This window comes from Falsiroseomonas selenitidurans, from assembly GCF_012103215.1.
Classification (GTDB): domain Bacteria; phylum Pseudomonadota; class Alphaproteobacteria; order Acetobacterales; family Acetobacteraceae; genus Falsiroseomonas; species Falsiroseomonas selenitidurans.
Map to the genome: position 1 here is coordinate 1 of NZ_JAAVNE010000050.1, position 23,744 is coordinate 23,744.

At 71.6% G+C, this 23,744-nt stretch carries 25 protein-coding genes; 10 read left to right on the forward strand and 15 right to left on the reverse strand.

All coding sequences use genetic code 11. From position 1 onward, the window contains the following. The 10 genes from HEQ75_RS28440 to HEQ75_RS22405 form a co-directional block, all read right to left on the reverse strand. The coding region (locus tag HEQ75_RS28440) for a CheR family methyltransferase (RefSeq protein ID WP_328734675.1) at positions 1-435 on the reverse strand (435 nt) is incomplete at its 3' end. Positions 436-444: 9 nt separating this feature from the next. Then, positions 445-933: a protein TolR gene (tolR, locus tag HEQ75_RS22370; RefSeq protein WP_168034347.1), complete on the reverse strand. Its 489-nt coding sequence runs from the start codon at positions 931-933 to the stop codon at positions 445-447. Between the two features lie 3 nt (positions 934-936). After that, positions 937-1,716 carry a protein TolQ gene (gene tolQ / locus HEQ75_RS22375; RefSeq protein ID WP_168034348.1) on the reverse strand — a complete coding sequence of 260 codons (780 nt, stop codon included), beginning with the start codon at positions 1,714-1,716 and terminating at the stop codon, positions 937-939. A gap of 32 nt (positions 1,717-1,748) precedes the next feature. Continuing rightward, entirely contained in the window at positions 1,749-2,192 is a 444-nt protein-coding gene (locus tag HEQ75_RS22380; protein WP_168034349.1) for a YbgC/FadM family acyl-CoA thioesterase, read from the reverse strand. Continuing rightward, a complete protein-coding gene (ruvB, locus tag HEQ75_RS22385) occupies positions 2,189-3,244 on the reverse strand; it encodes a Holliday junction branch migration DNA helicase RuvB (protein WP_168034350.1) in 1,056 nt (351 codons plus the stop codon). The genes HEQ75_RS22380 and ruvB overlap by 4 nt, the downstream gene beginning before the upstream one ends. Then, positions 3,241-3,867: a Holliday junction branch migration protein RuvA gene (gene ruvA / locus HEQ75_RS22390; protein ID WP_168034351.1), complete on the reverse strand. Its 627-nt coding sequence runs from the start codon at positions 3,865-3,867 to the stop codon at positions 3,241-3,243. Before ruvA ends, ruvB begins: the two co-directional genes overlap by 4 nt. A 46-nt stretch (positions 3,868-3,913) precedes the next feature. After that, positions 3,914-4,435 (reverse strand): crossover junction endodeoxyribonuclease RuvC, encoded by a 522-nt coding sequence (ruvC, locus tag HEQ75_RS22395; RefSeq protein WP_168034352.1) that lies wholly within the window; start codon positions 4,433-4,435, stop codon positions 3,914-3,916. A gap of 28 nt (positions 4,436-4,463) precedes the next feature. Beyond that, positions 4,464-6,500, reverse strand: a complete 2,037-nt coding sequence (locus tag HEQ75_RS22400; RefSeq protein WP_328734679.1) for an acetate--CoA ligase family protein — start codon at positions 6,498-6,500, stop codon at positions 4,464-4,466. Further along, a complete protein-coding gene (locus tag HEQ75_RS28445) occupies positions 6,497-7,279 on the reverse strand; it encodes an enoyl-CoA hydratase/isomerase family protein (RefSeq protein WP_235962057.1) in 783 nt (260 codons plus the stop codon). Before HEQ75_RS28445 ends, HEQ75_RS22400 begins: the two co-directional genes overlap by 4 nt. 12 nt (positions 7,280-7,291) lie before the next feature. Beyond that, on the reverse strand, positions 7,292-8,281 hold the full coding sequence (locus tag HEQ75_RS22405; protein WP_168034354.1) for a Bug family tripartite tricarboxylate transporter substrate binding protein: 990 nt from the start codon (positions 8,279-8,281) through the stop codon (positions 7,292-7,294). 128 nt (positions 8,282-8,409) lie between these two features. On the opposite strand from HEQ75_RS22405, the gene HEQ75_RS22410 reads away from it, so the two are divergent. The 8 genes from HEQ75_RS22410 (at position 8,410) to HEQ75_RS22445 (ending at position 16,390) form a co-directional block, all read left to right on the forward strand. After that, positions 8,410-9,276: a LysR substrate-binding domain-containing protein gene (locus HEQ75_RS22410; RefSeq protein ID WP_168034355.1), complete on the forward strand. Its 867-nt coding sequence runs from the start codon at positions 8,410-8,412 to the stop codon at positions 9,274-9,276. 82 nt (positions 9,277-9,358) lie between these two features. Then, complete coding sequence (locus tag HEQ75_RS22415) at positions 9,359-10,471, forward strand: ABC transporter ATP-binding protein (RefSeq protein WP_168034356.1); 1,113 nt, start codon at positions 9,359-9,361, stop codon at positions 10,469-10,471. Between the two features lie 16 nt (positions 10,472-10,487). Beyond that, complete coding sequence (locus tag HEQ75_RS22420; RefSeq protein ID WP_168034357.1) at positions 10,488-11,771, forward strand: ABC transporter substrate-binding protein; 1,284 nt, start codon at positions 10,488-10,490, stop codon at positions 11,769-11,771. 18 nt (positions 11,772-11,789) lie between these two features. After that, complete coding sequence (locus HEQ75_RS22425; RefSeq protein WP_168034358.1) at positions 11,790-13,067, forward strand: ABC transporter substrate-binding protein; 1,278 nt, start codon at positions 11,790-11,792, stop codon at positions 13,065-13,067. Between the two features lie 7 nt (positions 13,068-13,074). Beyond that, positions 13,075-13,953, forward strand: coding sequence for a carbohydrate ABC transporter permease (locus HEQ75_RS22430; protein WP_168034359.1), 879 nt, complete (start codon positions 13,075-13,077; stop codon positions 13,951-13,953). Further along, a complete protein-coding gene (locus HEQ75_RS22435) occupies positions 13,950-14,792 on the forward strand; it encodes a carbohydrate ABC transporter permease (protein WP_328734683.1) in 843 nt (280 codons plus the stop codon). Before HEQ75_RS22430 ends, HEQ75_RS22435 begins: the two co-directional genes overlap by 4 nt. Positions 14,793-14,943: 151 nt before the next feature. Further along, positions 14,944-15,726: an inositol monophosphatase family protein gene (locus HEQ75_RS22440; RefSeq protein ID WP_168034360.1), complete on the forward strand. Its 783-nt coding sequence runs from the start codon at positions 14,944-14,946 to the stop codon at positions 15,724-15,726. A 61-nt stretch (positions 15,727-15,787) separates the two neighbouring features. Beyond that, the gene (locus HEQ75_RS22445) at positions 15,788-16,390 is read left to right on the forward strand and encodes a 2-hydroxychromene-2-carboxylate isomerase (RefSeq protein ID WP_168034387.1); all 603 of its coding nucleotides are present in this window, start codon (positions 15,788-15,790) and stop codon (positions 16,388-16,390) included. A gap of 119 nt (positions 16,391-16,509) precedes the next feature. Here the strand turns inward: HEQ75_RS22445 and HEQ75_RS22450 are convergent, their stop codons facing one another. Beyond that, positions 16,510-18,252 (reverse strand): cation:proton antiporter domain-containing protein, encoded by a 1,743-nt coding sequence (locus tag HEQ75_RS22450; RefSeq protein ID WP_168034361.1) that lies wholly within the window; start codon positions 18,250-18,252, stop codon positions 16,510-16,512. A gap of 69 nt (positions 18,253-18,321) precedes the next feature. After that, entirely contained in the window at positions 18,322-19,581 is a 1,260-nt protein-coding gene (locus HEQ75_RS22455; RefSeq protein ID WP_168034362.1) for a D-amino acid dehydrogenase, read from the reverse strand. Positions 19,582-19,711: 130 nt separating this feature from the next. Here HEQ75_RS22455 and HEQ75_RS22460 point away from each other — a divergent pair, with 130 nt between their 5' ends. Next, a complete protein-coding gene (locus HEQ75_RS22460; protein WP_168034363.1) occupies positions 19,712-20,155 on the forward strand; it encodes an Lrp/AsnC family transcriptional regulator in 444 nt (147 codons plus the stop codon). Between the two features lie 33 nt (positions 20,156-20,188). Here HEQ75_RS22460 and HEQ75_RS22465 read toward each other — a convergent pair whose 3' ends face one another. Further along, positions 20,189-20,581, reverse strand: a complete 393-nt coding sequence (locus tag HEQ75_RS22465; protein ID WP_168034364.1) for a VOC family protein — start codon at positions 20,579-20,581, stop codon at positions 20,189-20,191. Positions 20,582-20,795: 214 nt separating this feature from the next. Between HEQ75_RS22465 and HEQ75_RS22470 the strand changes: the two genes are divergently transcribed. Then, a complete protein-coding gene (locus HEQ75_RS22470; protein ID WP_168034365.1) occupies positions 20,796-21,857 on the forward strand; it encodes an alkene reductase in 1,062 nt (353 codons plus the stop codon). A 59-nt stretch (positions 21,858-21,916) separates the two neighbouring features. On the opposite strand, the gene HEQ75_RS22475 is transcribed toward HEQ75_RS22470, so the two are convergent. Next, complete coding sequence (locus HEQ75_RS22475) at positions 21,917-23,242, reverse strand: TRAP transporter large permease (protein ID WP_168034366.1); 1,326 nt, start codon at positions 23,240-23,242, stop codon at positions 21,917-21,919. 7 nt (positions 23,243-23,249) lie between these two features. Then, complete coding sequence (locus HEQ75_RS22480) at positions 23,250-23,744, reverse strand: TRAP transporter small permease subunit (RefSeq protein ID WP_168034367.1); 495 nt, start codon at positions 23,742-23,744, stop codon at positions 23,250-23,252.

A 23,744-nucleotide genomic window follows, 5' to 3' on the forward strand; every position in this document is an offset into this window, starting at 1 on the left:
CTCCGCGTGGCGCGACAGCGTCTCGGAGATGCCGAGGAACAGGAAGCCGCCCGGCCGCAGCGCATAGTGGAACAGCGACATGGCCCGGTCCTGCAGCGCCGCCCCGAGGTAGATCAGCAGGTTCCGGCAGCACACCATGTCGATGCGGGAAACCGGCTGGTCGGTCGGCGCGTCCGGCGTCGGCGGCTGCGGCGAGGGATCGGGCGGTGCCGGCACCGGGTCGGTCGGCGCCGCCGGCGCGGGCTGGTCGGCCTGGGCCACGCTGGGCGGGGCCTGGAACTCCACCACCACGGAGAGTTCCTCCGGCGCCGGCAGCGGCTGCACCGTGCCATACAGGAAGGCGGCCAGCGCCAGCAGCACATGCAGGCCGAAGGAAACACCCACCCAGCGCGGCAGCCGGTCCGGGTCCGGATGGTGCAGAAGGGCGCCGCTCAAGGCCGCAACTCAGCGACCGGCCGGGCGCGGCGCGGCGCCGCCCTGCGGGCTTTCCGCCAGCAGCGCCACGCGGGTGAAGCCGGCGGCGCTGACGGTGCCCATCACCTCCATCACCCGGCCATAGCTGATGGCGCGGTCGCCGCGCACGAAGATGCGGCGTTCCGGCTGGCCCGGCGCCTGCTGGTTGTTGGCCAGGATGGCGCGCAGCTGCGGCACCAGCGCGTCCAGCTCCACCTCCGTCTCCTGCAGGAAGACCGTGCCCGCCGCGGTGACGGAAATGGTCAGCGGCTCCTGTTCCTGGTTCAGGTTGCTGGCCTGGGTGCGCGGCAGGTCCACCGGCACGCCCACGGTCATCAGCGGTGCCGCCACCATGAAGATGATCAGCAGCACCAGCATCACGTCGACCAGCGGCGTCACGTTGATCTCGCTGACCGGGCGAAAGCTGGCGCGGCCGCCACGCACCGATTTCCTGCCGCCGAAACCGCCACCGCCGGCCATGGCTCAGCCCTCCGCCGGCTGGCGGGAAGGTGCCGGGCGGGGGGGCTCGGCCATCGCGGCCTCGGACTGGCGGGACAGGATGGCGCCGAACTCGGCGGCGAAGGCTTCCAGCCTGCCGCCGAAGCGGCCCAGGTCGGTGGCCAGCTTGTTGTAGGCGATGGTGGCCGGAATCGCCGCGACCAGGCCGATGGCGGTGGCGAACAGCGCCTCCGCGATGCCCGGCGCCACCACCGCCAGGTTGGTGGACTGCATGCCGGCGATGGCCGAGAAGCTGTTCATGATGCCCCAGACGGTGCCGAACAGGCCGATGAAGGGCGCGGCGGAGCCGACCGTCGCCAGGAACACCATCCAGCGCTCCAGCCGCTCCATCTCCCGCGTGATGGCGACCGTCATGGCGCGCTCCACGCGTTCCTTCATGCCGACCACCGCCAGGTCGCTGGTCATGGCGCGGCCGGAGGAGCGGCGCCATTCGCGCATGGCGGCGCCGAAGACGGCAGCGATGGGGTTGGACGGTGTCTCCCCTTCCCGGTCGAACAGCTCCTCCAGGCTGCCGCCCGACCAGAAGCGATCCTCGAAGCCATCCGCCGCGCGGTTCACCCGGCGCAGCATGGTCAGCTTCTCGAACACGATCGCCCAGACCCAGACGGAGGCGAGGAGCAGGGAGATCATCACCCCCTTCACCACCCAATCCGCCTGCAGGAACAGCGACCACAGCGAGAGGTCGTGCGCCACAGGGGCCAGGGCCTGCGCGGTCACATTGCCCAAAGCCTTGTCTCCTCTCATCCATCCGCCGGGCAGGGCCCGGGCGGCTTGACCTAAACCGGTGCCAGCCCGGCCAGGGCCGTCCGCCAGGGTGGCGGCAGGCGGGTTGGCCGCAGCCCGTCGGGCCGGACACAGACCAGCCCGATGGCCATCCGCGCCAGCACCGCCTCCCCCTCCGCCCGCAGGACATCCTGCGACAGGTCGAGCGAGGCGGCCCCGAACCCCTTCACGCGAGTCGCCACCAGCAGCGCCTCATCGAGCCGGGCGGGCGCCACATACTCCACTTCAATGCGCCGCACCACGAGCATTGCGTTGTAACGCTCCATCATAAGGGAGTGCGGCAAGCCCATGTCACGCAAGGATTCGGTGCGCGCCCGTTCCGCCCATTTCAGATAGTTCGCATGGTAGGCCACGCCGCCGGCGTCGGTATCCTCGAAATAGACGCGGATCGGAAACCGATGCGTCCGCTTCGAATCGGCGAAGGCGGGCCCAGTCATGGCGCATCCGGCCCCGGCGGCATGGCGGCCAGAAGGTCCAACTGGGCCAGGCTCGTGGCGGGCGGCATCAGGCCCAGGTGGCGCCAGCCGGGCTCGCCCAGCATCCGGCCGCGCGGGGTGCGCAGCACCAGGCCTTCCTGGATGAGGAAGGGTTCCACCACCTCCTCCAGCGTGTCGCGGCTCTCGGCCAGGGCCGCGGCCAGCGTCTCCACCCCCACCGGGCCGCCATTGTGGTGTTCGGCGATGCGGCGGAGGTAGCGACGGTCCTGCGCATCCAGGCCCTTCGCATCCACTTCCAGCCGCAGCAGCGCGCCATCCACCATGGCGCGGTCCGCCACCTGGCCGGCGACCAGGGCGAAGTCGCGAATCCGCCGCAGCAGCCGCCCGGCCACGCGCGGCGTGCCGCGCGACCGCCGGGCGATCTCCAGCGCGCCATCCTCGGAAAGGGCGAAGGCCAGCTTTTCCGCACCGCGGCGGACGATCAGCAGCAATTCCTCCACCTCGTAGAATTGCAGCCGCAGCGGGATGCCGAAGCGGTCGCGCAGCGGCTGGGTCAGCAGGCCGGCGCGGGTGGTGGCGCCCACCAGGGTGAAGGGCGGCAGGTCGATCCGCACCGTGCGCGCCGCCGGCCCCTCCCCGATGATGAGGTCCAGGCAATGATCCTCCATCGCCGGGTACAGGGTTTCCTCGATGGCCGGTTGCAGCCGGTGGATCTCGTCCACGAACAGCACGTCGCGCGGCTGCAGGTTGGTCAGGATCGCGGCGAGGTCCCCTGCCCTTTGCAGGATCGGGCCGGAGGTGGCGCGGAACCCCACGCCGAGTTCGCGTGCCACGATCTGCGCCAGCGTGGTCTTGCCGAGGCCGGGCGGGCCGAACAGCAGCACATGGTCCATCGCCTCCGCCCGCTGCCGGGCGGCGCCGATGAACACCTGCAGGTTCTCGCGCAGCGGCTTCTGGCCGATGAAGTCGGACAGGGTCTGCGGCCGCAGGCTGCCCTCCGCGCCGTCCTCCTCCTGCCGGGCCCCGGCGGTCAGGCGGTCCTCCCCGCTCATCGCGGCGCCATCTCCTTCAGCGATTCGGTGATGAGGGCGGCCAGCGGCGCGTCATCGCCGAGCCGCCGCAGGGTGCGGCCGACGGCCGCGGCCGCTTCCGGCCGCCGCCAGCCGAGGTTGACCAGGGCGGAGACCGCATCCGCCGCCGCGCCGGCCGGCTCCGCCAGCGGCGCCACCACGCCGGCACCGGTGCCGTCCTCCTCCGGCATGGCGCGGCCGACGGCCCATTTCTGCATCGCCGGTTCGTCCACGATCCGCGTCGCGGTGGCCGCGCCGAGGCCCTTCACATCCGCCAGCCGCTTGCGTTCCTTGGTGGCGATGGCGCGCGCAAGATCCCCGGGCGCCAGGCCAGACAGCACCAGCAGCGCCTTCTGCGGGCCCACCGTCTTCACCTCGATCAGCGCCAGGAAGGCGTCGCGTTCCGCCGCGTCGAAGAAGCCGAACAGGGTGATGGCGTCCTGGCTGACGCGGGTTTCCACCAGCAGCTTCTGCGCGCCCTCCTTCGCCGTCAGGCGGTCCAGCGTCTTGCGGGAGCAATGCACCAGGTAGCCGACGCCGTTCACCTCCAGCACGCAGGCGCCGTCCTGCACCTGCTCCACCACGCCGCGGAGGGAGCCGATCATGGGAGGGCGCTCTCCACCGGACGCGGCAGAGGGAGCGTGTCGATCCTCACGACGCCGCCTTCGCCACGGCGGCGGAAAAGGCGTTGCGCGTGGAACGGTGATGCGCATGGCAGATGGCGATGGCCAGCGCATCCGCCGCATCCGCCCGCTTGAAGGTGACGCCCGGCAGCAGGTGGCGGACCATGGCCTGCACCTGTTCCTTCGCCGCATGGCCATTGCCGACCACGGCGCGCTTCACCTCCATGGCGCCATACTCCCGCACCACCAGCCCGGCCAAGGCGGGGGCCAGCAGCACCACGCCGCGCGCCTGGCCCAGCTTCAGCGCCGATTCGGGGTTGCGGGCGACATAGGTGTTCTCCACCGCCGCCTCGTCCGGCGACCGCTGGGCGATGACCTCCGCCAGGCCGCGATGCAGCACCAGCAGCCGGTCCGGCAGATCCTCCCCGGCCCGGGTGGAGATCACCCCCTCCGCGCAGAAGCGCAGCCGGTAGCCGTCATGCTCCACCAGCCCCCAGCCGGTGTGCTGGAGGCCGGGGTCGAGGCCAAGGATGCGAATCGGGCGCGCCATGCGCCTTCATAGCAGATGGGCGGCGCGGCTACGCCAGCACCGCCAGCCCATCCGCCGCCCGCACCCCCTGCCCGGCCGGCAGCACGAACAGCGGGTTGATCTCGGCTTCCAGCAGGCGGTCGCCCAGCGCCTCCCCCATGCGGGAGAAGGCGAGCACGGCGTCCACCAGCGCCGGCACATCGGCCGGCGGCGCGCCGCGGAAGCCGGCCAGCACGCGGGCGACCTTGAGGCCGCGCACCATCGCCTCCGCATCCGCGCGGGTCAGGGGCAGCATGCGAAGCTGGGTATCCCCGAACACCTCAGCCGCCGTGCCGCCGGCGCCGAGCAGCACCGCGCTGCCCAGATGCGGGTCGCGGACGATTCCCAAAATCATCTCGATGCCGCCGGAGACCTGTTCCTGCACCAGCAGGCCCTCGGCCCCCGGCAGCCTGGCCAGCAGCGTGGCGCCTACCGCCGCCACGCGGTCCGGCGTCACGCCCAGCACGACGCCGCCGATGTCGGATTTATGGGCCAGGTCGCGCGCCAGCAGCTTTACCACCAGGCGATCCCCCAGCCCGGCGGCAGCGGCCTGCGCGGCCTCGGGCGTGGTGGCGGCGACCTCCCGCGCGCCCTGGATGCCGAAATGCGCGAACAGCGCCTTGCTTTCCGCCTCGTTCAACCGGCCGGAGGGCAGGCTCGGCAGCGCCGGCACCGGCTGGGATTCGGGCAAGGCCGGCACCGGGCGTGCCAGGGCCGCGAGGATGGCGGCAATGCCTTCCGGCGTGGTGCTGGCCGGCACGCCGCGCGCATTCAGCCCGGCGGCGATGTGCGGCGCATGCGGGCTGACATAGGCGATCACCGGTTTTACCGAATGGCCCCGCGCCTCCAGCATCGCATCGGCCACCAGATCCGGCTGGGCAAGCGCCGAACTGCCCACGACGACGACGAGCTGATCGTAGCCGTCACTGTCCAGCAGGGTTCGGATGGCGCCGCGGAACAAGTCCGGCTGCAGCCCGGCCAGGGTGACGTCCACCGGATTGCCGACCGGCGCCTCCCCCAGCAGCGCCGCAAGCTTCTCCCGCACCGCCGCATCCGGCGCCGGCAGGGTGCCGCCGGCCAGGCCCACGGCATCCGCCACCAGCGCGCCGGCCCCGCCGGTGGAGGTCAGCACCGCGACGCGGAACCCGGCCGCCCGGCGGCCCAGCGCCAGGGCGGCCGGCACTTCCAGCAATTCGGCAAAGCGCTCCGCGCGGATCACGCCAAGGCCAGCAAAGAAGGCGTCGTACATCCGGTCCGCCCCGGCCATGGCCCCGGTGTGGGAGATGGCGGCCAGCGCCCCGGCCTCCGACCTCCCGACCTTGAAGGCGACCACCGGCTTGCCGGCGGCAGCCGCGCGGCGGGCGGCGGCGCGGAACCGCCCCGGGTTGCGCAGCCCTTCCAGATACAGCGCGATGGCGGTGGTGGCGGGGTCGTCCACCAGCGCGTCCAGCACCTCCGCCACCTCCAGGTCGCCCTCGTTCCCGGTGGCGACCAGCTTGGCGAAGCCGATGCCCGCCGCGGCGCCGCGCGACAGCAGCGCGCCCAGGATGCCGCCGGATTGCGAGACGACGGAAAGCCCGCCCGGCGGCAAGGCCGGGAATTCCAGCGCGCCCGTCGCGCTCAGCACGATGCGGTCGGTCAGGTTCACCACGCCGATGGTGTTCGGCCCCAGCAGGCGCATCGGCCCCGCCGCGCGCTTCAGGGCGGATTGCTTCTCGGCGCCCGCCTCGCCCGTCTCGCCATAGCCACCCGCCAGCACGATGGCGGCCTGGCAGCCGCGGGCCGCGAGGTCCCGCACGGCGGCCTCGGCCCGTTCCGGCCCGACCAGCACGATGCCGACATCCGGCGCGCCGGGCAGGCTGGCCACATCCCTGTAGCAGGGCAGGCCGGCGATTTCCGTCGCGCGCGGATTGACCGGCCAGACGTCACCGGCAAATCCGTGCCGCAGCAGGTAGCCCACCGGGCGCCCGCCGGTCTTGGTGGGATCGGCGGAAGCGCCGACCACCGCCACGCTGCGCGGCCGCAGCAGCGCCTCCAGCGGGTTCACGATGTCGACTTCTCCAGGAAGGCGGCGACGGAGGCGCGGTGCTCGGCGGTGGTGTAGCAGATGGCCTGGGACTGGCTGCCGATCGCCAGCACCTGCTCGAAGCTGCTCTCCAGGCTGCGGTCCAGCGTGCCCTTGGCGAGCGCCAGGGCGGCGGCGGAATGCGTGCCCATCTGCGCCGCCCATTCAGCCGCCGCCGTCGCCAGATCGGCGTCCGGCACCACGCGGTCGGCCAGGCCGATCGCCAGCGCCTCGGCCGCCGCCACGCGCCGGGCGGTGAAGACCAGTTCCTTGGCGCGGGCCAGGCCGACGCGGCGGGGCAGGAAATACATGCCGCCGCCATCCGGGATCAGCCCGCGGGCGAGGAAGCTCATGGTGAAATGCGCACGCTCACCGGCGATGATGAGATCGCAGGCCAGCGCCACATCGGCGCCGAGGCCGGCGGCGGCGCCGTTCACCGCGGCGATCACCGGCTTCGGCATCTGGTGCAGCAGCGTCACCGCCCGATGCGTGCGCGCCTGCCGGCGCCAGCCATTGATCGCCACCTCCTCCGCCGGGGCGGCCAGGCGGCCCTGCATGCCGCGCACATCGCCGCCGGCGCAGAAGGCGGTGCCGGCGCCGGTGACGACCAGCGCCTTGATCGACGGGTCCGCCGCCACCGCCTCCAGCGCCGCGATCATCTCGCCGCGCATGGCATCGTCGATGGCGTTGCGCACCGCGGGGCGGTTCAGCGTCAGCGTCGCGACGCCGGCCTGGGTGGAAAGAAGGATGGCGTCGGACATCGGGGGCTGATCCTACTGGAGGCGAAGCTGCGCGCGCTGCACCACCTGTTCCCAGCGGGCGCGGTCGGAAGCGAGCAGCCGGGTGAAATGCGCGGGCTCGGGGCTCGGCGCGATCTCGTCGACGCCGGCGGCGACCAGGCGGCGCTTCACCTCCGCGTCGTTCATGGTGGCGACGGCGGCGCGGTGCAGGATCGCGATGCGCTCCGCCGGCGTGCCGGCCGGCGCCAGCAGCCCGTACCAGGTGCTGCTGTCCAGTTCCGGGAAGCCCTGCTCCACGCTGGTGGAAAGCTCGGGCAGCGCCACGCTGCGCGACCGCCCGGCGATGGCCAGGGCGCGGATCTTGCCGGCCTGGATATGCGGCTGCAGCGGCGCGGAAGCATTGGTCAGCAGGTCGAGCCGGCCGCCCAGCAGGTCGTTCAGCGCCGGGCCGGTGCCGCGGTAGTGCACCGGCTCCATCTCGATGCCCAGCACCACGCCGATCATCGCGCCCAGCGCATGGCCGTTGGTGCCGACGCCCGGCGTGCCGTAGCGCAGCGGCTCCCGCCGCGCGCGGCCCAGCGCCTGCAATTCGCGAAGGTTGGTGGCCTGCACGCTGGGGTGCACGGTGATGACGTTGGGCGAGGCGCCGAGCCAGCAGATGGCGGCGAAGTCCTTCACCGGGTCGTAGGGCAGGCGCGGCTGCACGAGGGAGGAGATGACGAAGCTGCCGCTGCCGGCCAGCAGCATGGTGTAGCCATCCGGATCCGCCTTGGCGACGACGTCGTTGCCGATCAGCCCGCCGGCGCCGCCGCGATTTTCCACCACCATGGGCTGGCCCATGCGTTGCGCCATGCCGTCGGCCAGCATGCGGCCGACCACGTCGTTGCTGCCACCGGCGGTGAAGGGGATGACCATGCGCACGGGGCGCGTCGGGAAGCTCTGGGCACGGGGCTGGCCCGCGGTGCCGGCCAGGGTTGCGGTGAGCCCGGACAGGCCGAGCAGGGCGTCTCGCCGACGGATCATGGTGCGTTCCTCCTGATGTGGCGGGCCTTCGGGGTGGGCCTGCGCTGCCTGTTCTCTGAACCGTCATCCGTCTCGGCGCCAGCCCGGAATGCTTGCCCTACCCCAAGCCGTGCTTATGCTGGTGGCGCATGGAGGATCCCTTCCCGCCGCTGGCCGCGCTGCGCACCTTCGCCCTGGTGGCGGAGACCGGCAGCCTGACCGCCGCCGGCGCCCGGCTGAACCTGACCCAGCCCGCCATCAGCCGCCGGATCCGGGAGCTGGAGGCGGCACTCGGCGTCACCCTGGTGCACCGGGGCGCCAATGCCTTGCGGCTGACCGAGGACGGGCTGCGCTATGCCGCCTCCCTGCAGCAGGCCTTCTCCGGCATCGCCGCGGCGACGCTGGCGCTGCGCGGCGCGGCCGCGGCGCCGCTGCGCATCCGCGCCTACACCACCTGGGCCATGCGCTGGCTGATCCCGCGCCTGCCGCGCTTCCGGGAACGCCATCCGGGGCTGGAGGTGGAGGTGGTGACGGCGACCACCCCCGTGGTGGATTTCGCGCGGGAGGGGCTGGACGCCGCCATCCGCACCGCCCCCGCCGGCACGCCGCCGCTGCGCGGCGCGGTGCGGCTGCAGGCCGTGCATGTGGCGCCCTTCGCCGCGCCGGCCGCCGCGCGCCAGGGGCTGGAGCGCCTGACCTGGCTCGGCAGCCGTGTCCGGCCGCGCGACTGGGCCAGCTGGTGCGCCGCCGCCGGCCGGCCGGCCCCCGCCGCGCCACCCCTGCTGTTCGAGAGCACCTCGCTCGCCATCCAGGCGGCGCTGGAGGGGCTGGGCGCGGTGATCTGCACGCCGGGCTTCGTCAGCGACGAGCTGCGCCGCCGCCGGCTGCGACCGCTCTCGCCCCTGCAGGCGGCGACCGGCGATCACTACTGGCTGCTGCTGCCCCCCGGCCCACCGCGCAGCGGCAGCGCGGCCTTCCGCGACTGGCTGGCGGAGGAGGCAAGCCGGCCGGCCTGAGCCTGGCGGGAACCCGGGCCGTGTCATGCGAACGCAACATCTTCGTCATCGGCGCGTCGCAGCGCGGGGCTAAAGCCGCGCCATGTTGCCCGCCCCCCTCCTCCCTGGCGAAACCCTCTCTGGCGAAATCCGCCTGGATCGCGTCGCCAAGGCCTTCGGCACCACCAGGGCCCTGCAGGATGTGAGCCTGGTGGCCGCGCCCGGCCGCTTCGTGGTGCTGCTCGGTCCCTCCGGCTGCGGCAAATCCACCCTGCTGCGCGTGCTGGCGGGGCTGGAGGCGCCAGCCGCCGGCCAGGTCTTCCTGAACGGGCGCGACGCCGTGGCGCTGCCGCCGGCCGCCCGCGGCATCGCCATGGTGTTCCAGTCCTATGCGCTGTTCCCGCATCTGTCGGTGGCGGAGAACATCGTCTTCGGCCTGCGCGCGCGCGGCACGCCGAAGGCCGAACGCGCCGCACGGCTGGCCCGAACGGCGGAGATGATGGGCCTGTCCGGGCTGCTGGACCGCCGGCCCGCGCAGCTCTCCGGCGGCCAGCAGCAGCGCGTGGCGCTGGCCCGCGCCGTGGTGGCGCAGGCGCCGATCTGCCTGATGGACGAGCCGCTTTCCAACCTCGACGCCAAGCTGCGGGCCGAGATGCGGCGGGAGATCCGCGCGCTGCAGCAGCGGCTCGGCATCACCATGGTCTATGTCACGCACGACCAGGCCGAGGCGATGAGCATGGCCGACCAGGTTGTGCTGATGCGCGACGGGCGCATCGAGCAGGACGCCACGCCGGCCGAACTCTACGCCCGCCCCGCCACCGCCTTCGCCGCCAGCTTCATCGGCACCCCGCCCATGTCCCTGCTGCGCCTGGTGCCGGGCGCGCAGGGCGCGGAGGTGGCCGGCGCGCCGGGCTTCACCGTGGCGCCTTCCGGCACCGCCGGCGCCACGCTCGGCATCCGGCCGGAGGAGGTGGCGCCGACCGATGGCGCCGGCCTGCCGGTGCGCGTCCTCGCCGCCGAATTCCTCGGCGCGGAGACGGTGCTGGCCTGCGCCGTGGGCGATGGGGCGGAGGCGATGCAGGCGCGCATCCCCGGCCACCACGCCCTGCCCGCCGGCACGGCGCTCCGCCTGCGCCTGCCGCCGGCGCTGCATCTGTTCGACGCCACAACCGGCCGGCGTCTGCCGGAACCGGTCCGTGAAACCGCCTTTGCCTGAAACGGGAGCTTCCACCATGACCATCACGCGTCGCCTCGCCCTCGGCACGCTGGCCGCCTCGCCCCTGCTCGCCGCGCCGGCGCTGCGCGCGCAGGCGCCGGTGGAGATCGTGTTCAACTACCCGATCGCCGTCGGCGGCCCCATCACCCGCATCATCGACGGCTATTGCGAGGATTTCGCCCGCGCCAATCCGGGCTTCCGGGTGAAGCCGATCTATGCCGGCAGCTACCAGGACACGCTGACCAAGACGCTGACGGCCATGCGCGGCGGCGATGCGCCGCAGATGGCCTGCCTGCTGGCCGTCGATATCTTCACCCTGATCGGCGAGGACGCGGTGCTGGCCTGGGACGACCTGCCGGGCACCGACAAGGCGTGGCTGGACAGCTTCTACCCCAGCTTCCTGGAGAACAGCCGCACCGCCGGCAAGACCTGGGGCGTGCCCTTCCAGCGCTCCACCGTGGTGATGTACTGGAACAAGGAGGCTTTTCGGGAAGCCGGGCTGAACCCCGAGACGCCGCCGGCCGACTGGGCGCAGCAGGTCGACTTCGCGCAGAAGCTGACGAAGCGGCAGGGCGATGCCACCAGCCAGTGGGGCATGCAGATCCCCTCCTCCGGCTTCCCCTACTGGCTGTTCCAGGGCCTGACGACGCAGAACGACGTCCGCCTGATGAACGCCGAGGGCAACCGCACCAACTTCGCCGACCCGAAAGTGGCCGAGGCCCTGCAGTACTGGATGGACCTGTCGATGAAGCACCGCGTGCACCCCGCGGGCATCGTCGAATGGGGCACCACGCCGCGCGACTTCTTCGAGCGCAAGGTGGCGATGATGTGGACCACCACGGGCAACCTGACCAATGTCCGCCGCAACGCCCCCTTCCCCTTCGGCGTCGGCATGCTGCCGGCCGGCAAGCGCCGCGGCAGCCCGACCGGCGGCGGCAATCTGTATGTGTTCAAGTCGGCGAGCGCCGCGCAGCGTGAAGGCGCGGTGCGCTTCGCCCGCTTCCTGACGACGCCGGAACGCGCCGCGCAATGGGGCATCGACACCGGCTATGTGGCGGTGACGCCGGCGGCCTTCGAGACGCCGGCCATGCGCGCCCATGTCGCCGACTTCCCGCCCGCCGCGGTGGCCCGCGACCAGCTGGAATTCGCCGTGGCCGAGCTTTCGACGCAGGAGAATCAGCGCGTCACCAAGGCGCTGAACGACAACCTCCAGGCGGCGCTGACCGGCCGCAAGCCGGCCGCCCCCGCCATGGCCGACGCCCAGGCCGAGGCCGAACGCATTCTCCGCCGCTATCGCTGAGAAAGGACCCCCCTCCCCATGACGCAGATGACACGACGCGCCGCGCTGGTCGCCGGCGCCGGCCTGCTGGCCACGCCCGCCCTGGTCCGCGCGCAGACGGTGCGCGAGCTGACCTTCTACTACCCGATCGCCATCGGCGGCCCGGTGCCGCGGATCATCGACGGCTATTGCGAGGCCTTCCAGCGCGAGACCGGGATCAAGGTGAACCCGGTCTATGCCGGCAATTACGGCGAGACGCTGACCAAGGCCGTCACCGCCATCCGTGGCGGCGCCGGCCCGCATTTCTCCGTGCTGCTGGCGGCCGAGCTGCACAGCCTGCGCGACATGGACATCCTGACGCCCTTCGAGGAGATCGAGGGCGCCGGTGACCTGGACGCCTGGACGCGCGGCTTCTTCCCGGCCTTCATGGCGAACAGCAAGGCTGGGGGTAAGACCTGGTCCGTGCCGTTCCAGCGTTCCACCGCCGTCTATTTCTACAACAAGGACTGGTTCCGCGCCGCCGGCCTGGACCCGGAAGCGCCGCCGCGCACCTGGGCGCAGCTGGTCGAGGCCGGCCGCCGCCTGACGCAGGACGGCAAGTGGGGCGTGAAGATGTCCAGCAGCGCCGGCAACGGCCAGTGGACCTTCGGCGCCATGGCCAACCAGGCCGGCCACAAGCTGATGAACGATGCCGGCACGGAGACCTACTTCACCGATCCGCGCGCCGTGGAGGCCGCGCAGTTCTGGCGCAGCCTGGCCTTCGAGCACCGCATCACGCCGCAGGGCTCGATCGAATGGGGCGTGCTGGCGCCGGACTTCCTGAACCAGACCACCGCGATGATCTGGTCCACCACCGGCAACCTGACCAACATGCGCACCAACGCGAGGTTCAACTTCGGCGTGGCCGGCCTGCCGGGCAAGGACGCGCCGCGTACCGTCGTCGGCGGCGGCAACCTCTACATCTTCAAGAACGCCTCGCCGGCCGAACGCGCCGCGGCGCTGCGCTTCGCCCGCTTCGTGGCGGCGCCCGAGATGGCGGCCGACTGGTGCATGAAGACCGGCTACCTGGCGACGCGCCCCGAGGCGTGGGAGACGGAAAGCCTGCGCCGCTACACCAGCGAATTCCCGGCGGCATTGGTGGCGAAGGACCAGATCCCGGTCGCCACCGGCGAGTTGTCCACCTTCGAGAACCAGCGCGTCTACAAGGCGCTGAACGACAACCTGCAGGCCATGCTCTCCGGCGGCAAATCCGCGCAGCAGGCGATGGCCGACACCCAGGCCGAAGCCACGCGCGTCCTGCGCCCGTTCCGCGGCTGAGCCTGCCATGAAGCCCGCCCGCACCACGCTGCATGCCTGGCTGATGCTGACGCCGGCCATGCTGCTGCTGGTGGGCTTCACCCACTACCCGGCGATCGCCACCCTCTGGCATTCGCTGTTCACCACGCCGCGGGCCACCCGGCCCGCGCGCTTCATCGGCGCCGAGAACTACCTGGCGCTGGCCGATGACCCGGTGTTCTGGCAGGCGCTGTGGAACAACCTGGTCTATGCCGGCGCCACCATCCCGCTGTCGATCGGGCTGGCGCTCGCCATGGCGATGTGGGTGAACGGCCGGCTCGCCGGCCGCACCGCGCTGCGCATCGCCTATTTCACGCCGACGGTGCTGCCGATGATCGCGGTGGCGAACCTCTGGCTGTTCTTCTACACGCCCGATTACGGGCTGCTGGACCAGCTTACCGCCACCCTGTTCGGCTGGGGCCCGACCAACTGGATCGGTCAGCAGGAGACCGCGCTGGGCGCGATGATCGCCGTCGCCGTCTGGAAGGAAGCCGGCTTCTTCATGATCTTCTACCTGGCGGCGCTGCAGGCGGTGCCGCCCAACCTCTACGAGGCCGCCGCCATCGAGGGTGCCTCCCGCCTGCGGGTGTTCCTGCGCGTCACCCTGCCGCTGCTGGGGCCGACCACGCTGTTCATCGCGGTGAACGCCGTGATCAACGGCTTCCGGCTGGTGGACCATATCATCGTCATGACGCGCGGCGGGCCGGACAACGCGACGGCGCTGCTGCTGACGCATATCTACGAGCTCGGCTTCCGCTTCTGGGACACCGCCGCGGCCTCCGCCCTCACCATGATCCTCCTGGCAATGCTGGCGCTGGCGGCGGCGGCGCAATTCGCCTTCGCCGCCCGGCGGGTGCACTACCGGTGAGTGCGACGACGATCCCCCAGGCCTCCGCCCTGCCCCGCCTCGGCACGCTGCTGGAGACCGTGGCGGCCTGGCTGCTGGCGCTGGCCTGGGTCGCGCCGCTGCTCTACGCTGTCTGGGCCGCGATCCATCCCACCGGCTACGCCACGCGCTTCGAGCTCTTCGCGCCGCTGACGCTGGCCAATTTCGCCGCGGCCTGGGAGGCCGCGCCCTTCGCGCGCTACTTCCTCAACACCTTCGCGCTGGTGACGATGGTGGTGGTGGCGCAATTCGTGCTGTGCACCCTGGCCGCCTTCGCCTTCGCCCGCGCCGCCTTCCCCGGCAGCGGGATCCTGTTCGGGCTGGTGCTGGTGCAGCTGATGATCATGCCGGACATCCTGCTGGTGGAGAATTACCGCACCATGCGGGCGCTGGGGCTGGTGGACACGATCCTGGCGATCGGCCTGCCCTACATGGCCAGCGCCTTCGGCATCTTCCTGCTGCGGCAGACCTTCAAGCAGGTGCCGAAGGAGCTGGAGGAAGCGGCGCGGGTGGAAGGCTGCGGCACGCTGGCCATCCTGCTGCGCGTCTATGTGCCGCTGGCCAAGCCCACCTACCTGGCCTATGGCCTGACCAGCGTCTCCTACCACTGGAACAACTTCCTCTGGCCGCTGGTCATCACCAACAGCGTGGAGACGCGGCCCCTGACGGTGGGGCTTTCGGTGTTCGCCTCCACCGACCAGGGGATCGATTGGGCGATCATCAGCGCGGCGACGCTGATGACCTCGGCGCCGCTGCTGCTGGGCTTCCTGCTGTTCCAGCGCCAGTTCGTGCAATCCTTCATGCGGGCCGGGATCAAGTAGCCGGCGTCCGGCGCCCCGCCAGCCTTGACCAACGCCGCAACGCCGGCCTTGACCAACGCCGCAACGCCGGCCTTGACCAACGCCGCAACGCCGGCCTTGACCAACGCCGCAACGCGGCGATGCGGAACGCCCAGCCAGTGGAGCGCTGACGATGACCGAGGACGAACTGCGCCACCGCCTGCAGGTGGCGGCCGCCATCGCCCGGGATGCCGCTTCCCTGGCCTTCCGGATGCGGGCCGGCGGCATGGCGGAAACCACCTTCAAGGGCGCGCAGGACTTCCTGACGGAGGCCGATGGCGCGACGGAAAGCTTCATCCGCGCCAGGCTGGCCCTGGACTTCCCGGCGGAGGCGATCATCGGCGAGGAGCAGGGCGGCGCCGTGGCCGGCGAGGGGCCGGTGTGGATCCTCGACCCGATCGACGGCACCTCCAACTTCTCGCGCGGCGGGGACCGCTGGTGCGTCTCCATCGGCATGGCGCAAGGGGGCCGCGCGGTGCTGGGCGCCATCGCCCGCCACGCGCCGGCCGAATTGTTCACCGGCGCCACGGGCTGCGGCGCCTGGCTGAACGGCCAGCCGATCCGCGCCGCCGCCACGGCGGATATGCGCCGCGCCATCATTGAGGCCGGCTGGTCGCTGCGCCGCCCGGTCGCCGCCTTCCACCGCCTGGCGGAGCAGGTGATGGGCGCCGGCGCCGGGCTGAGGGTCGGCGGGTCCGGCACGCTGGGGCTGGTGGAATGCGCGGTCGGCCGGCTGGATGGCTATCTCGAATCGCACATCAACGCCTGGGACGCCTGCGCCGCCCTGGCCATCGCGCGGGAAGCCGGCTGCTGGACCAGTGATTTCGACAGCGGCGACTGGATCGCGGCCGGCAACCCCATCGGCTTCGGCGCACCGGCGCTGGGCGAGTCCCTGGCCGCGATCCTGGCGGGCTGAAGCGCCCGCATTGCCGGGCCGGGCGCGGGCCGCGATGATGCCGGCAACGGAGGAGCCTGCCATGCACATCGACTACTACCTGTCGCTCAACAGCCCCTGGACGCATCTCGGCGCGGCGCGGATCGAGGCGCTTGCCGCACGGCATGGCGCTTCGATCCGCCCGATCCCCTGCGATTTCGGCGGCACGGTCTTCCCGGCCTCCGGCGGCCTGCCGCTGCCCAGGCGCAGCCCGCAGCGCCAGGCCTACCGCATGCAGGAGCTGCGCCGTTGGCGGGAGGCGCTGGGCCTGCCCATCGTGTTGACTCCGAAACACTTCCCGCATGACGAGAATCGCGGTGCCGCCTGCGTGATCGCGGCGCGGGAAACCGAGGGCGACGCCCCGGCGCTGGCCCTGGCGCACGCCATCCTGAAGGCGCTGTGGGAGGCGGAGGCCAATCCGGCCGACCCCGCCACCCTGGCCGCGCTGATCGCCGGCTGCGGCCTGGACGCGAAGGCGCTGCTGGCGCTGGCCGAGGACCCCCGCTGGCTGGCGCAGCGCCAGGCGGACAGCCAGGCGGCGCTGGAGCGTGGCGTGTTCGGCGCGCCGAGCTACGTGATCGGCGAGGAGATCTTCTGGGGCCAGGACCGGCTGGACTTCGTGGAGCGCCGGCTGGCGGCAGGCTGAGCGGGGATCGCCGCCGCCGGGGACGTTTCACCGAAAGCGAAGACGGTGAAACGGCACCGGCCTGCTGTTCCACCGCATCGTCCGAGCCGCCCTGCGAAGCCGCAAGGCTTGACAATGCGCTACGCCCCGGCGCGTTCCAGCATCCGCAGCGCGATCTCACGCTCCCCGGAGACCGTCATGCTGGCGCCCAGGCCCTGCAGATGGACGGCGCTGTCATCCGAATGGGCGCGCACCAGGATCTCCAGGCCCGGATTCAGGGCGCGCGCCTGCTGCACCACCTGCCCGGCCTCGAACACCTCGGGCACGGTGACGAACAGGCGGGCAGCCTGGGGCAGGTTGGCGGCGGCCAGCACATCCGGGTTGGCGGCATTGCCCACCACCACCTCCGCCCCATCGGCGCGGGCGGCTTCCACCGCCTCATCCGCATCCTCGATCACCAGCAGCGGGCGGCCGGCGGCCAGCATCCCCTGCCCGACCACCCGCCCGACCCGGCCATAGCCCACCACCACCTCATGCGCCGCCAGCGTGGAGACATCCGGCGGCTCCGGCTGCGCGGGCTCCGGCGCGGCGGGCTCCTCCACCTTCGGCACGGCTTGCGGTGGCGTGGCTTCCGGCGGCGCGGGTGCGGGCGCCGGCGCCTTCTCGCCGCGGGTGAAGGCGATCTTGGTCAGGATGCGCGCCCTGCCCTTCTCCACCGCCGCGAACAGGAAGGGGTTGAGCAGGATGGACAGGATGGCGCCCGCCAGCACCAGGTCGCGCGCCGCATTGTCCACCAGCCCGAGCGTCACGCCCAGGCCGATCAGGATGAAGGAGAATTCGCCGATCTGCGCCAGGCTGACGGAGATCGTCATCGCCGTCGCGTTGGGGTGGCCGAAGGCACGGACGATGCCGAAGGCGGCGGCGGATTTGCCGATGACGATGATGAGCACGGTGGCCAGCACCGCCAGCGGCTGCTCCACCAGCACCGCCGGGTTGAACAGCATGCCGACGGAGACGAAGAACAGCACCGCGAAGGCATCGCGCAGCGGCAGCGCTTCCTCCGCCGCGCGCTGCGACAGGCGACTTTCGCCCATCAGCATGCCGGCGAAGAAGGCCCCCAGCGCGAAGCTGACATCGAAGGCGACCGCCGCGCCATAGGCCACGCCGAGCGCCACGGCATAGACTGCCAGCCGGAACAGCTCCCGCGACCCGGTATGCGCCGCGTGGTGCATGATCCACGGGATCAGCCGGCGCCCGGCCACCAGCATCACCACGACGAAGGCGGCGACCTTGGCAAGGGTGATGCCGAAGGTCAGGCCAAGCTCCGCGGCGGACAGCGCAGCCCCGCCAGGCATCAGCGCCGGCCCCACCGCCGGCAGCAGCACCAGCGCGAGGACCATCGCCAGATCCTCGACGATCAGCCAGCCGACGGCGATCTTGCCGCGCTCCGTCTCGATGATCCGGCGTTCCTGGAGCGCACGCACCAGCACGACGGTGGAGGCGACGGACAGCGCCAGGCCGAAGACCAGCCCGGCGCCAAGGCCCCATCCCAGCAGATGCGCCAGCCCCATGCCGAGCAGCGTGGCCACCGCGATCTGCACCACCGCGCCCGGCACGGCGATGGCGCGCACCGCCATCAGATCCTTCAGCGAGAAATGCAGGCCGACGCCGAACATCAGCAGGATGACGCCGATTTCCGCCAGCTCGTTCGCCAGCCCCTGGTCCGCGACGAAGCCGGGCGTGAAGGGACCCACCGCGATGCCCGCCACCAGATAGCCCACCAGCGGCGACAGGCGCAGCCGATGCGCCACCATGCCGCACAGGAAGGCGAGCACGAGGCCCGCCGCGATGGTGGCGATCAGCGGCGTGTGATGTGCGGGCATCTTCGTCCTGTGATTGGGGGTCCTTGCGATGCGGATAGGGGAGGACCGGCGCGGCGGCCACCCCCAATCTCAGCCCGCCCGGTAACGTGTCAGCGCCAGGTCGGCAGCGTCGATCTCCGGCGTCCGGCCGCCCACCAGATCCGCCAGCACGCGGCCGGAGCCGCAGGCCATGGTCCAGCCCAGCGTGCCATGGCCAGTGTTGAGGAACAGGTTCGGATAGCGCGTCGCGCCCACCACCGGCGTGCCGTCCGGCGTCATCGGGCGCAGCCCGCTCCAGAAGCTGGCCTGCGCCACGTCGCCGCCGCGCGGGAACAGATCCACCACCGAGTGTTCCAGGGTGCGCCGGCGCGGCGCGCGCAGCGCGGTGGAAAAGCCGGCGATCTCCGCCGTGCCGCCGACGCGGATGCGGTCCCCCAGGCGCGTGATGGCGATCTTGAAGGTCTCGTCCATCACGGTGGAGACCGGCGCGCCCTCCGGGTCCGTCACCGGCAGGGTCAGTGAATAGCCCTTCACCGGGTAGACCGGCAGGCCGAGGCCCAAGGGCCGCAGCAAAGCGGGGGCGAAGCTGCCCAGCGCCACCACGTAGCGGTCGGCGGAAAAGCGCCCCTCCGCCGTCCGCACGCCCACAACCTGGCCGCCCTCGGCCTCGATCGCCTGGATGGTCACGCCCTGGCGGAAGGTCACGCCGGCGGCTTCCGCAAGCTTCGCCAGTCGCTGGGTGAACAGGAAGGCGTCGCCGGTCTCATCCCCCGGCAGGCGCAGCCCGCCCACATACTTGCCCGGAACATGGCGCAACGCCGGCTCCACCACCGCGCAGCCGGCAGCGTCCAGCACCTCATACGGAACCTGGAACTGGTCCAGCACGGCGGTGTCCTGGCCCACGGCGTCCAGCTGCTTCGAAGTGCGGAACAGCTGCAGCGTGCCCTGGGTGCGCTGGTCGTACTCGATGCCGGTGGCGCCGCGCAGGTCGCGCAGGCAGTCACGGGAATACTCCGCCAGACGCACCATGCGGGATTTGTTGGTCTGGTAGGCGTCCTCCGTGCAGTTCGCCAGCAGGCGGGCAAGCCAGAAATACACGCGGCTGTCGAGCAGCGGCCAGACCACCAGCGGGCGGTGGTGCATCATCAGCCACTTGATCGCCTTCACCGGGATGCCGGGCCCGGCCCAGGGCGCCGAGTAGCCCGGCGAAACCTGGCCGGCATTGGCGAAGCTGGTTTCCATCCCCGGTGCCGGCTGGCGGTCCAGCACCGTCACCTCATGCCCCGCCTGGGCCAGGTACCAGGCGCTGGCCACCCCCACCACGCCACTGCCGAGCACGAGCACGCGCATCGTTCGTCATCCCTTGCGATTCCGTGAGGATAGCCGGTTGATCCAGCGAATTTCATGCCGCACCGTCGCAGGGATTTTCACGCCGCGGCGCCTGGCGCACGATCCTGCGACAATTCCGCAGGATCTGCCGATGGACGAGATCGACCGGGCGATCATCCGCGCCCTGCGCGCCGATGGCCGCATGCCCAACGCCGCGCTCGCCGCGGCGGTGGGCCTCTCACCCTCCGCCTGCCTCCGCCGGCTGCGGCTGCTGGAATCCCGGGGAATCATCCGCGGCTACACCGTGCTGGTGGACGAACCCTCCCCGGCCGGGGCGGTGACGGTGATCGTGCAGATCACGCTGGAACGGCAGACGGACGACCATCTGCGCCGCTTCGAGGATGCGGTGCGCCGCTGCCCGGAGGTGCGGGAGTGCCACCTGATGACCGGGATCGCCGACTACCTGCTGCGCGTGGAGGCCCGCGACGCCGGCGATTATGAACGCATCCACAAGGACGCGCTGTCCCGCATGCCCGGCGTCGCCCGCATCCAGTCCAGCTTCGCGATCCGGACCGTGATCCGCGGCGGCGGGTGATTGGCAGCCCGTCCGGGGTTCTCCGACGGTATCTCAGATGGCGAAGGTGACGCGCCCCTCCGCATCGATCGGCCAGGCGGGGTTCCAGGCGATTTCCCAGGGGTGGCCATGCGGCGGCGCATCGCCCGGCCGCAGGATTCGGCCGCCGGCGGCTTCCAGCCGGCGTAGCAAGGCATCCACCGCCTCGGCCGAGCCGACATTGAGGCCGAGCGCGAAGCCCGCCGGGGCGCCCGGCGGGCCGGGCCACTGCATATCCGCCTCCAGCGCCGCGCGCAGCCAGGTGCCGAGGACCAGGCCGTTCATCTGGTAGAAGACGATCTCCGGCGTCTCATGGACCGGGACCCCGCCGAAACCCTCGCCGTAGAAGCGCCGCGACCGCGCCGCGTCGGTGATCCCGAGGGTGATGACCGAGATCTGCTGGGGCATGGCGCGGGTCCTGTGCGGCGGGGCCGTCCAGACCCATGGCGTGCGCCGGACACCGCGGCAAGCGACGCCTGCCACAGGAAGCGGCCCGGGTTCCATCACCAGGGCTGATATCGGGCATCGATCGGGGCGCATGGCGCGTTGCCACATCCACCGCCACCTTCCGGCCCAACGCAGCGGCGCCACCCGTGCCGCGCCCAGACCCAAGGATACCGCCATGACCGACACCCCCGACCTGTTCGGCCCCGTGAAGCTGGGCGCCCTGACCCTGCCCAACCGCATCGTCATGGCGCCAATGACGCGCAGCCGCGCCCCCGGCAACCTGCCGAACGCCCTGATGGCCGAGTATTACGGCCAGCGCGCCTCCGCCGGCCTGATCGTCACGGAAGGCACCACGCCCTCCGCCAATGGCCGCGGCTACATCGACATCCCCGGCATCTACAGCGAGGCGCAGGTCGAAGGCTGGCGCGCCGTGGCTGATGCCGTGCATGCCAAGGGCGGGCGCATCTTCGCGCAGCTCATGCATGTCGGCCGCATCTCGCTGCCCGAGTTCCAGGATGGCGCGGAGCCGGTGGCCCCCTCCGCGGTCGCCGCGGCGGGGCAGATGTACACGCCTTCCGGCATGAAGCCGCTGGTCACGCCGCGGGCGCTGACCGAGGCCGAGATCGAGCAGCTGATCGAGGCCTATGCCCAGGCGGCGCGCAATGCCGTGGCGGCGGGGCTGGATGGCATCGAGATCCATGGCGCGAATGGCTACCTGCCGGGCCAGTTCCTGGCGCCGAATGCCAACCAGCGGACCGATCGCTGGGGCGGCTCGGGCGAGAACCGCGCGCGCTTCCTGGTGGCCATCACGGATGCCGCCGCCAAGGCGATCGGCGCCGACCGCGTGGGCGTCCGCCTCAGCCCGGGCAACCCGTTCAACGACATCGACGATCCGGATGTCGAGGGCACCTATACGCCGGTGATCCAGGGCATCTCGGGCAAGGGCCTGGCCTATGTCCACTTCCTGGATGCGAAGCCGGCCTTCGACGTGATCGGCCTGGCCCGCAAGCACTTTGGCGGCCCGATCATCCTGAACGCCGGCTACGACAAGGCCCGCGCGCAGGCGGACATCGCCAGCGGCCGCGCAGACCTGATCGCCTTCGGGTCCAGCTACATCAGCAACCCGGACCTGGTGGAGCGCCTGCAGCAGGATGCCCCGTTGAACGCGCCGGACCAGACGACCTTCTACGGCGGCGACGCCAAGGGCTACACGGACTACCCGAAGCTCGCGGCGTAACACTAGGAACCCCCCACCCAACCCTCTCCCCCTGAAGCAGGGGGAGAGGGATTCGGGGGCTACCATCCGATCGCCCTCGGCAGCCAGGTGGCCAGGCCGGGGGCGAAGTAGACCACGGCGACGGCCAGGAACTGCATGGCGACGAAGGGGATCACGCCGCGGTATATATGCCCGGTGGTGATCTCCGGCGGCGCCACGCTGCGCAGGAAGAACAGCGCCCAGCCGAAGGGCGGTGTCAGGAAGCTGGTCTGCAGCATCACGCAGATCAGCGTCGCCAGCCACACCGGATCGACGCCCGCATTGGCGAAGATCGGCAGGAACAGCGGCACGGCGATGTAGCTGATCTCAATCCACTCCAGGAAGAAGCCCAGCACGAAGACCAGCAGCAGCATGAACCAGATGTCCGCGGCCACGCCGCCGGGCAGGAAGGCGAACAGGTCCTCCACCAGCTGTTCGCCGCGCAGGCCGCGGAAGGCGAGCGCGAAGACCTGGGCGCAGATCAGGATGAACATCATCATCGCGGTGATGCGCGCCGTGGACCGCAGCGTCTCCACCACCAGGCCCCGGCTCAGCCGGCGGCCCAGCGCGCAGACCACCAGCGCGCCCAGCGCGCCCATGGCGGCCGCTTCCGTCGGCGCGGCGATGCCGGCGACGATGGAGCCCAGCACGGCGAACACGAGGCCGAGCGGCGGCGCGATGACGCGCACCAGCTTGGCCAGCAATTGCCGGGTGGAGATCAGCGCCCGCTCCTCGGCCGGCACCGCCGGCACCATCTCCGGCCGGATCAGGCCCAGCAGCAGGATCCAGGCGCAGTAGAGCCCGGCCAGCACCAGCCCGGGGAACACCGCGGCGGCGAACAGCGTGCCCACCGACAGGTTCATGATGTCCGCCAGCAGGATCAGGATCAGGCTGGGCGGGATGATCTGCCCGAGCGTGCCGGAGGCGCAGATGACGCCGCAGGACAGGCCCGGGTCATAGCCGCGCTTCAGCAGCGCCGGCAGCGTCAGCAGGCCGAGGGTCACCACGGTGGCGCCGACGATGCCGGTGGTGGCGCCCATCAGCACGCCGACGAAGACGATGCCAAGCCCGAGGCCACCGCGCAGCGCCCCCGAAAGCCGGCCCACCACCTCCATCAGCTCCTCCGCCATGCGCGACTTCTCCAGCGCCACGCCCATGAAGACGAACAAGGGGATGGCGAGCAGGGAATAGCTGGTGACGACGCCGTAGATGCGGCTGGGCAGCAGGTTGAACAGCATCGGCCCGAAGCCGAGCCAGCCGAAGGCGAAGCCGGAGACGGCCAGCGTCAGCGCCACCGGCAGGCCGAGCAGCAGCAGGCCGAAGAACGCCACCAGCATGAGGATGGCGTAGATCTCTGTCAGGGGCATCGGTTTCTCAGCGCAAGCGCGAGAGGGAACGCAGCGTCTCCGCCACGAATTGCAGGGCGAGCAGCGCGAAGCCGGCCGGGATGAACGCTTTCAGGACATAGCGATAGGGGATGCCGCCGGGATTGGCCGAGCCTTCATCCTGCCCCCAGCTCTGCAGCACGTAGCGCCAGGAAAGCTGAATCACCAGGGCGCAGACGGCGAGGCCCGCCAGCCCCGCCAGCAGGTCCACCCGCGCCTTGTTGCGTTCGGAAAAGCCGGCATACAGCACGTCCACGCGCACATGCTCGCCATGCCGCAGTGCATAGGCGGCGCCGATCAGCGCGATGGGCGACATCAGGTGCCATTCCAGCTCCTGCGCCCAGACGCTGCCGAGCGAGAAGCCGTAGCGCAGCAGCACATTGCCGGCCATCACCACCACCAGCGCGGCGACGGCGAGCGCGGAAAGCTGGCCGATGCGATCGACGAGTGTGTCGATCGCATCGGCCGTCCTGGCCAGGCGCAT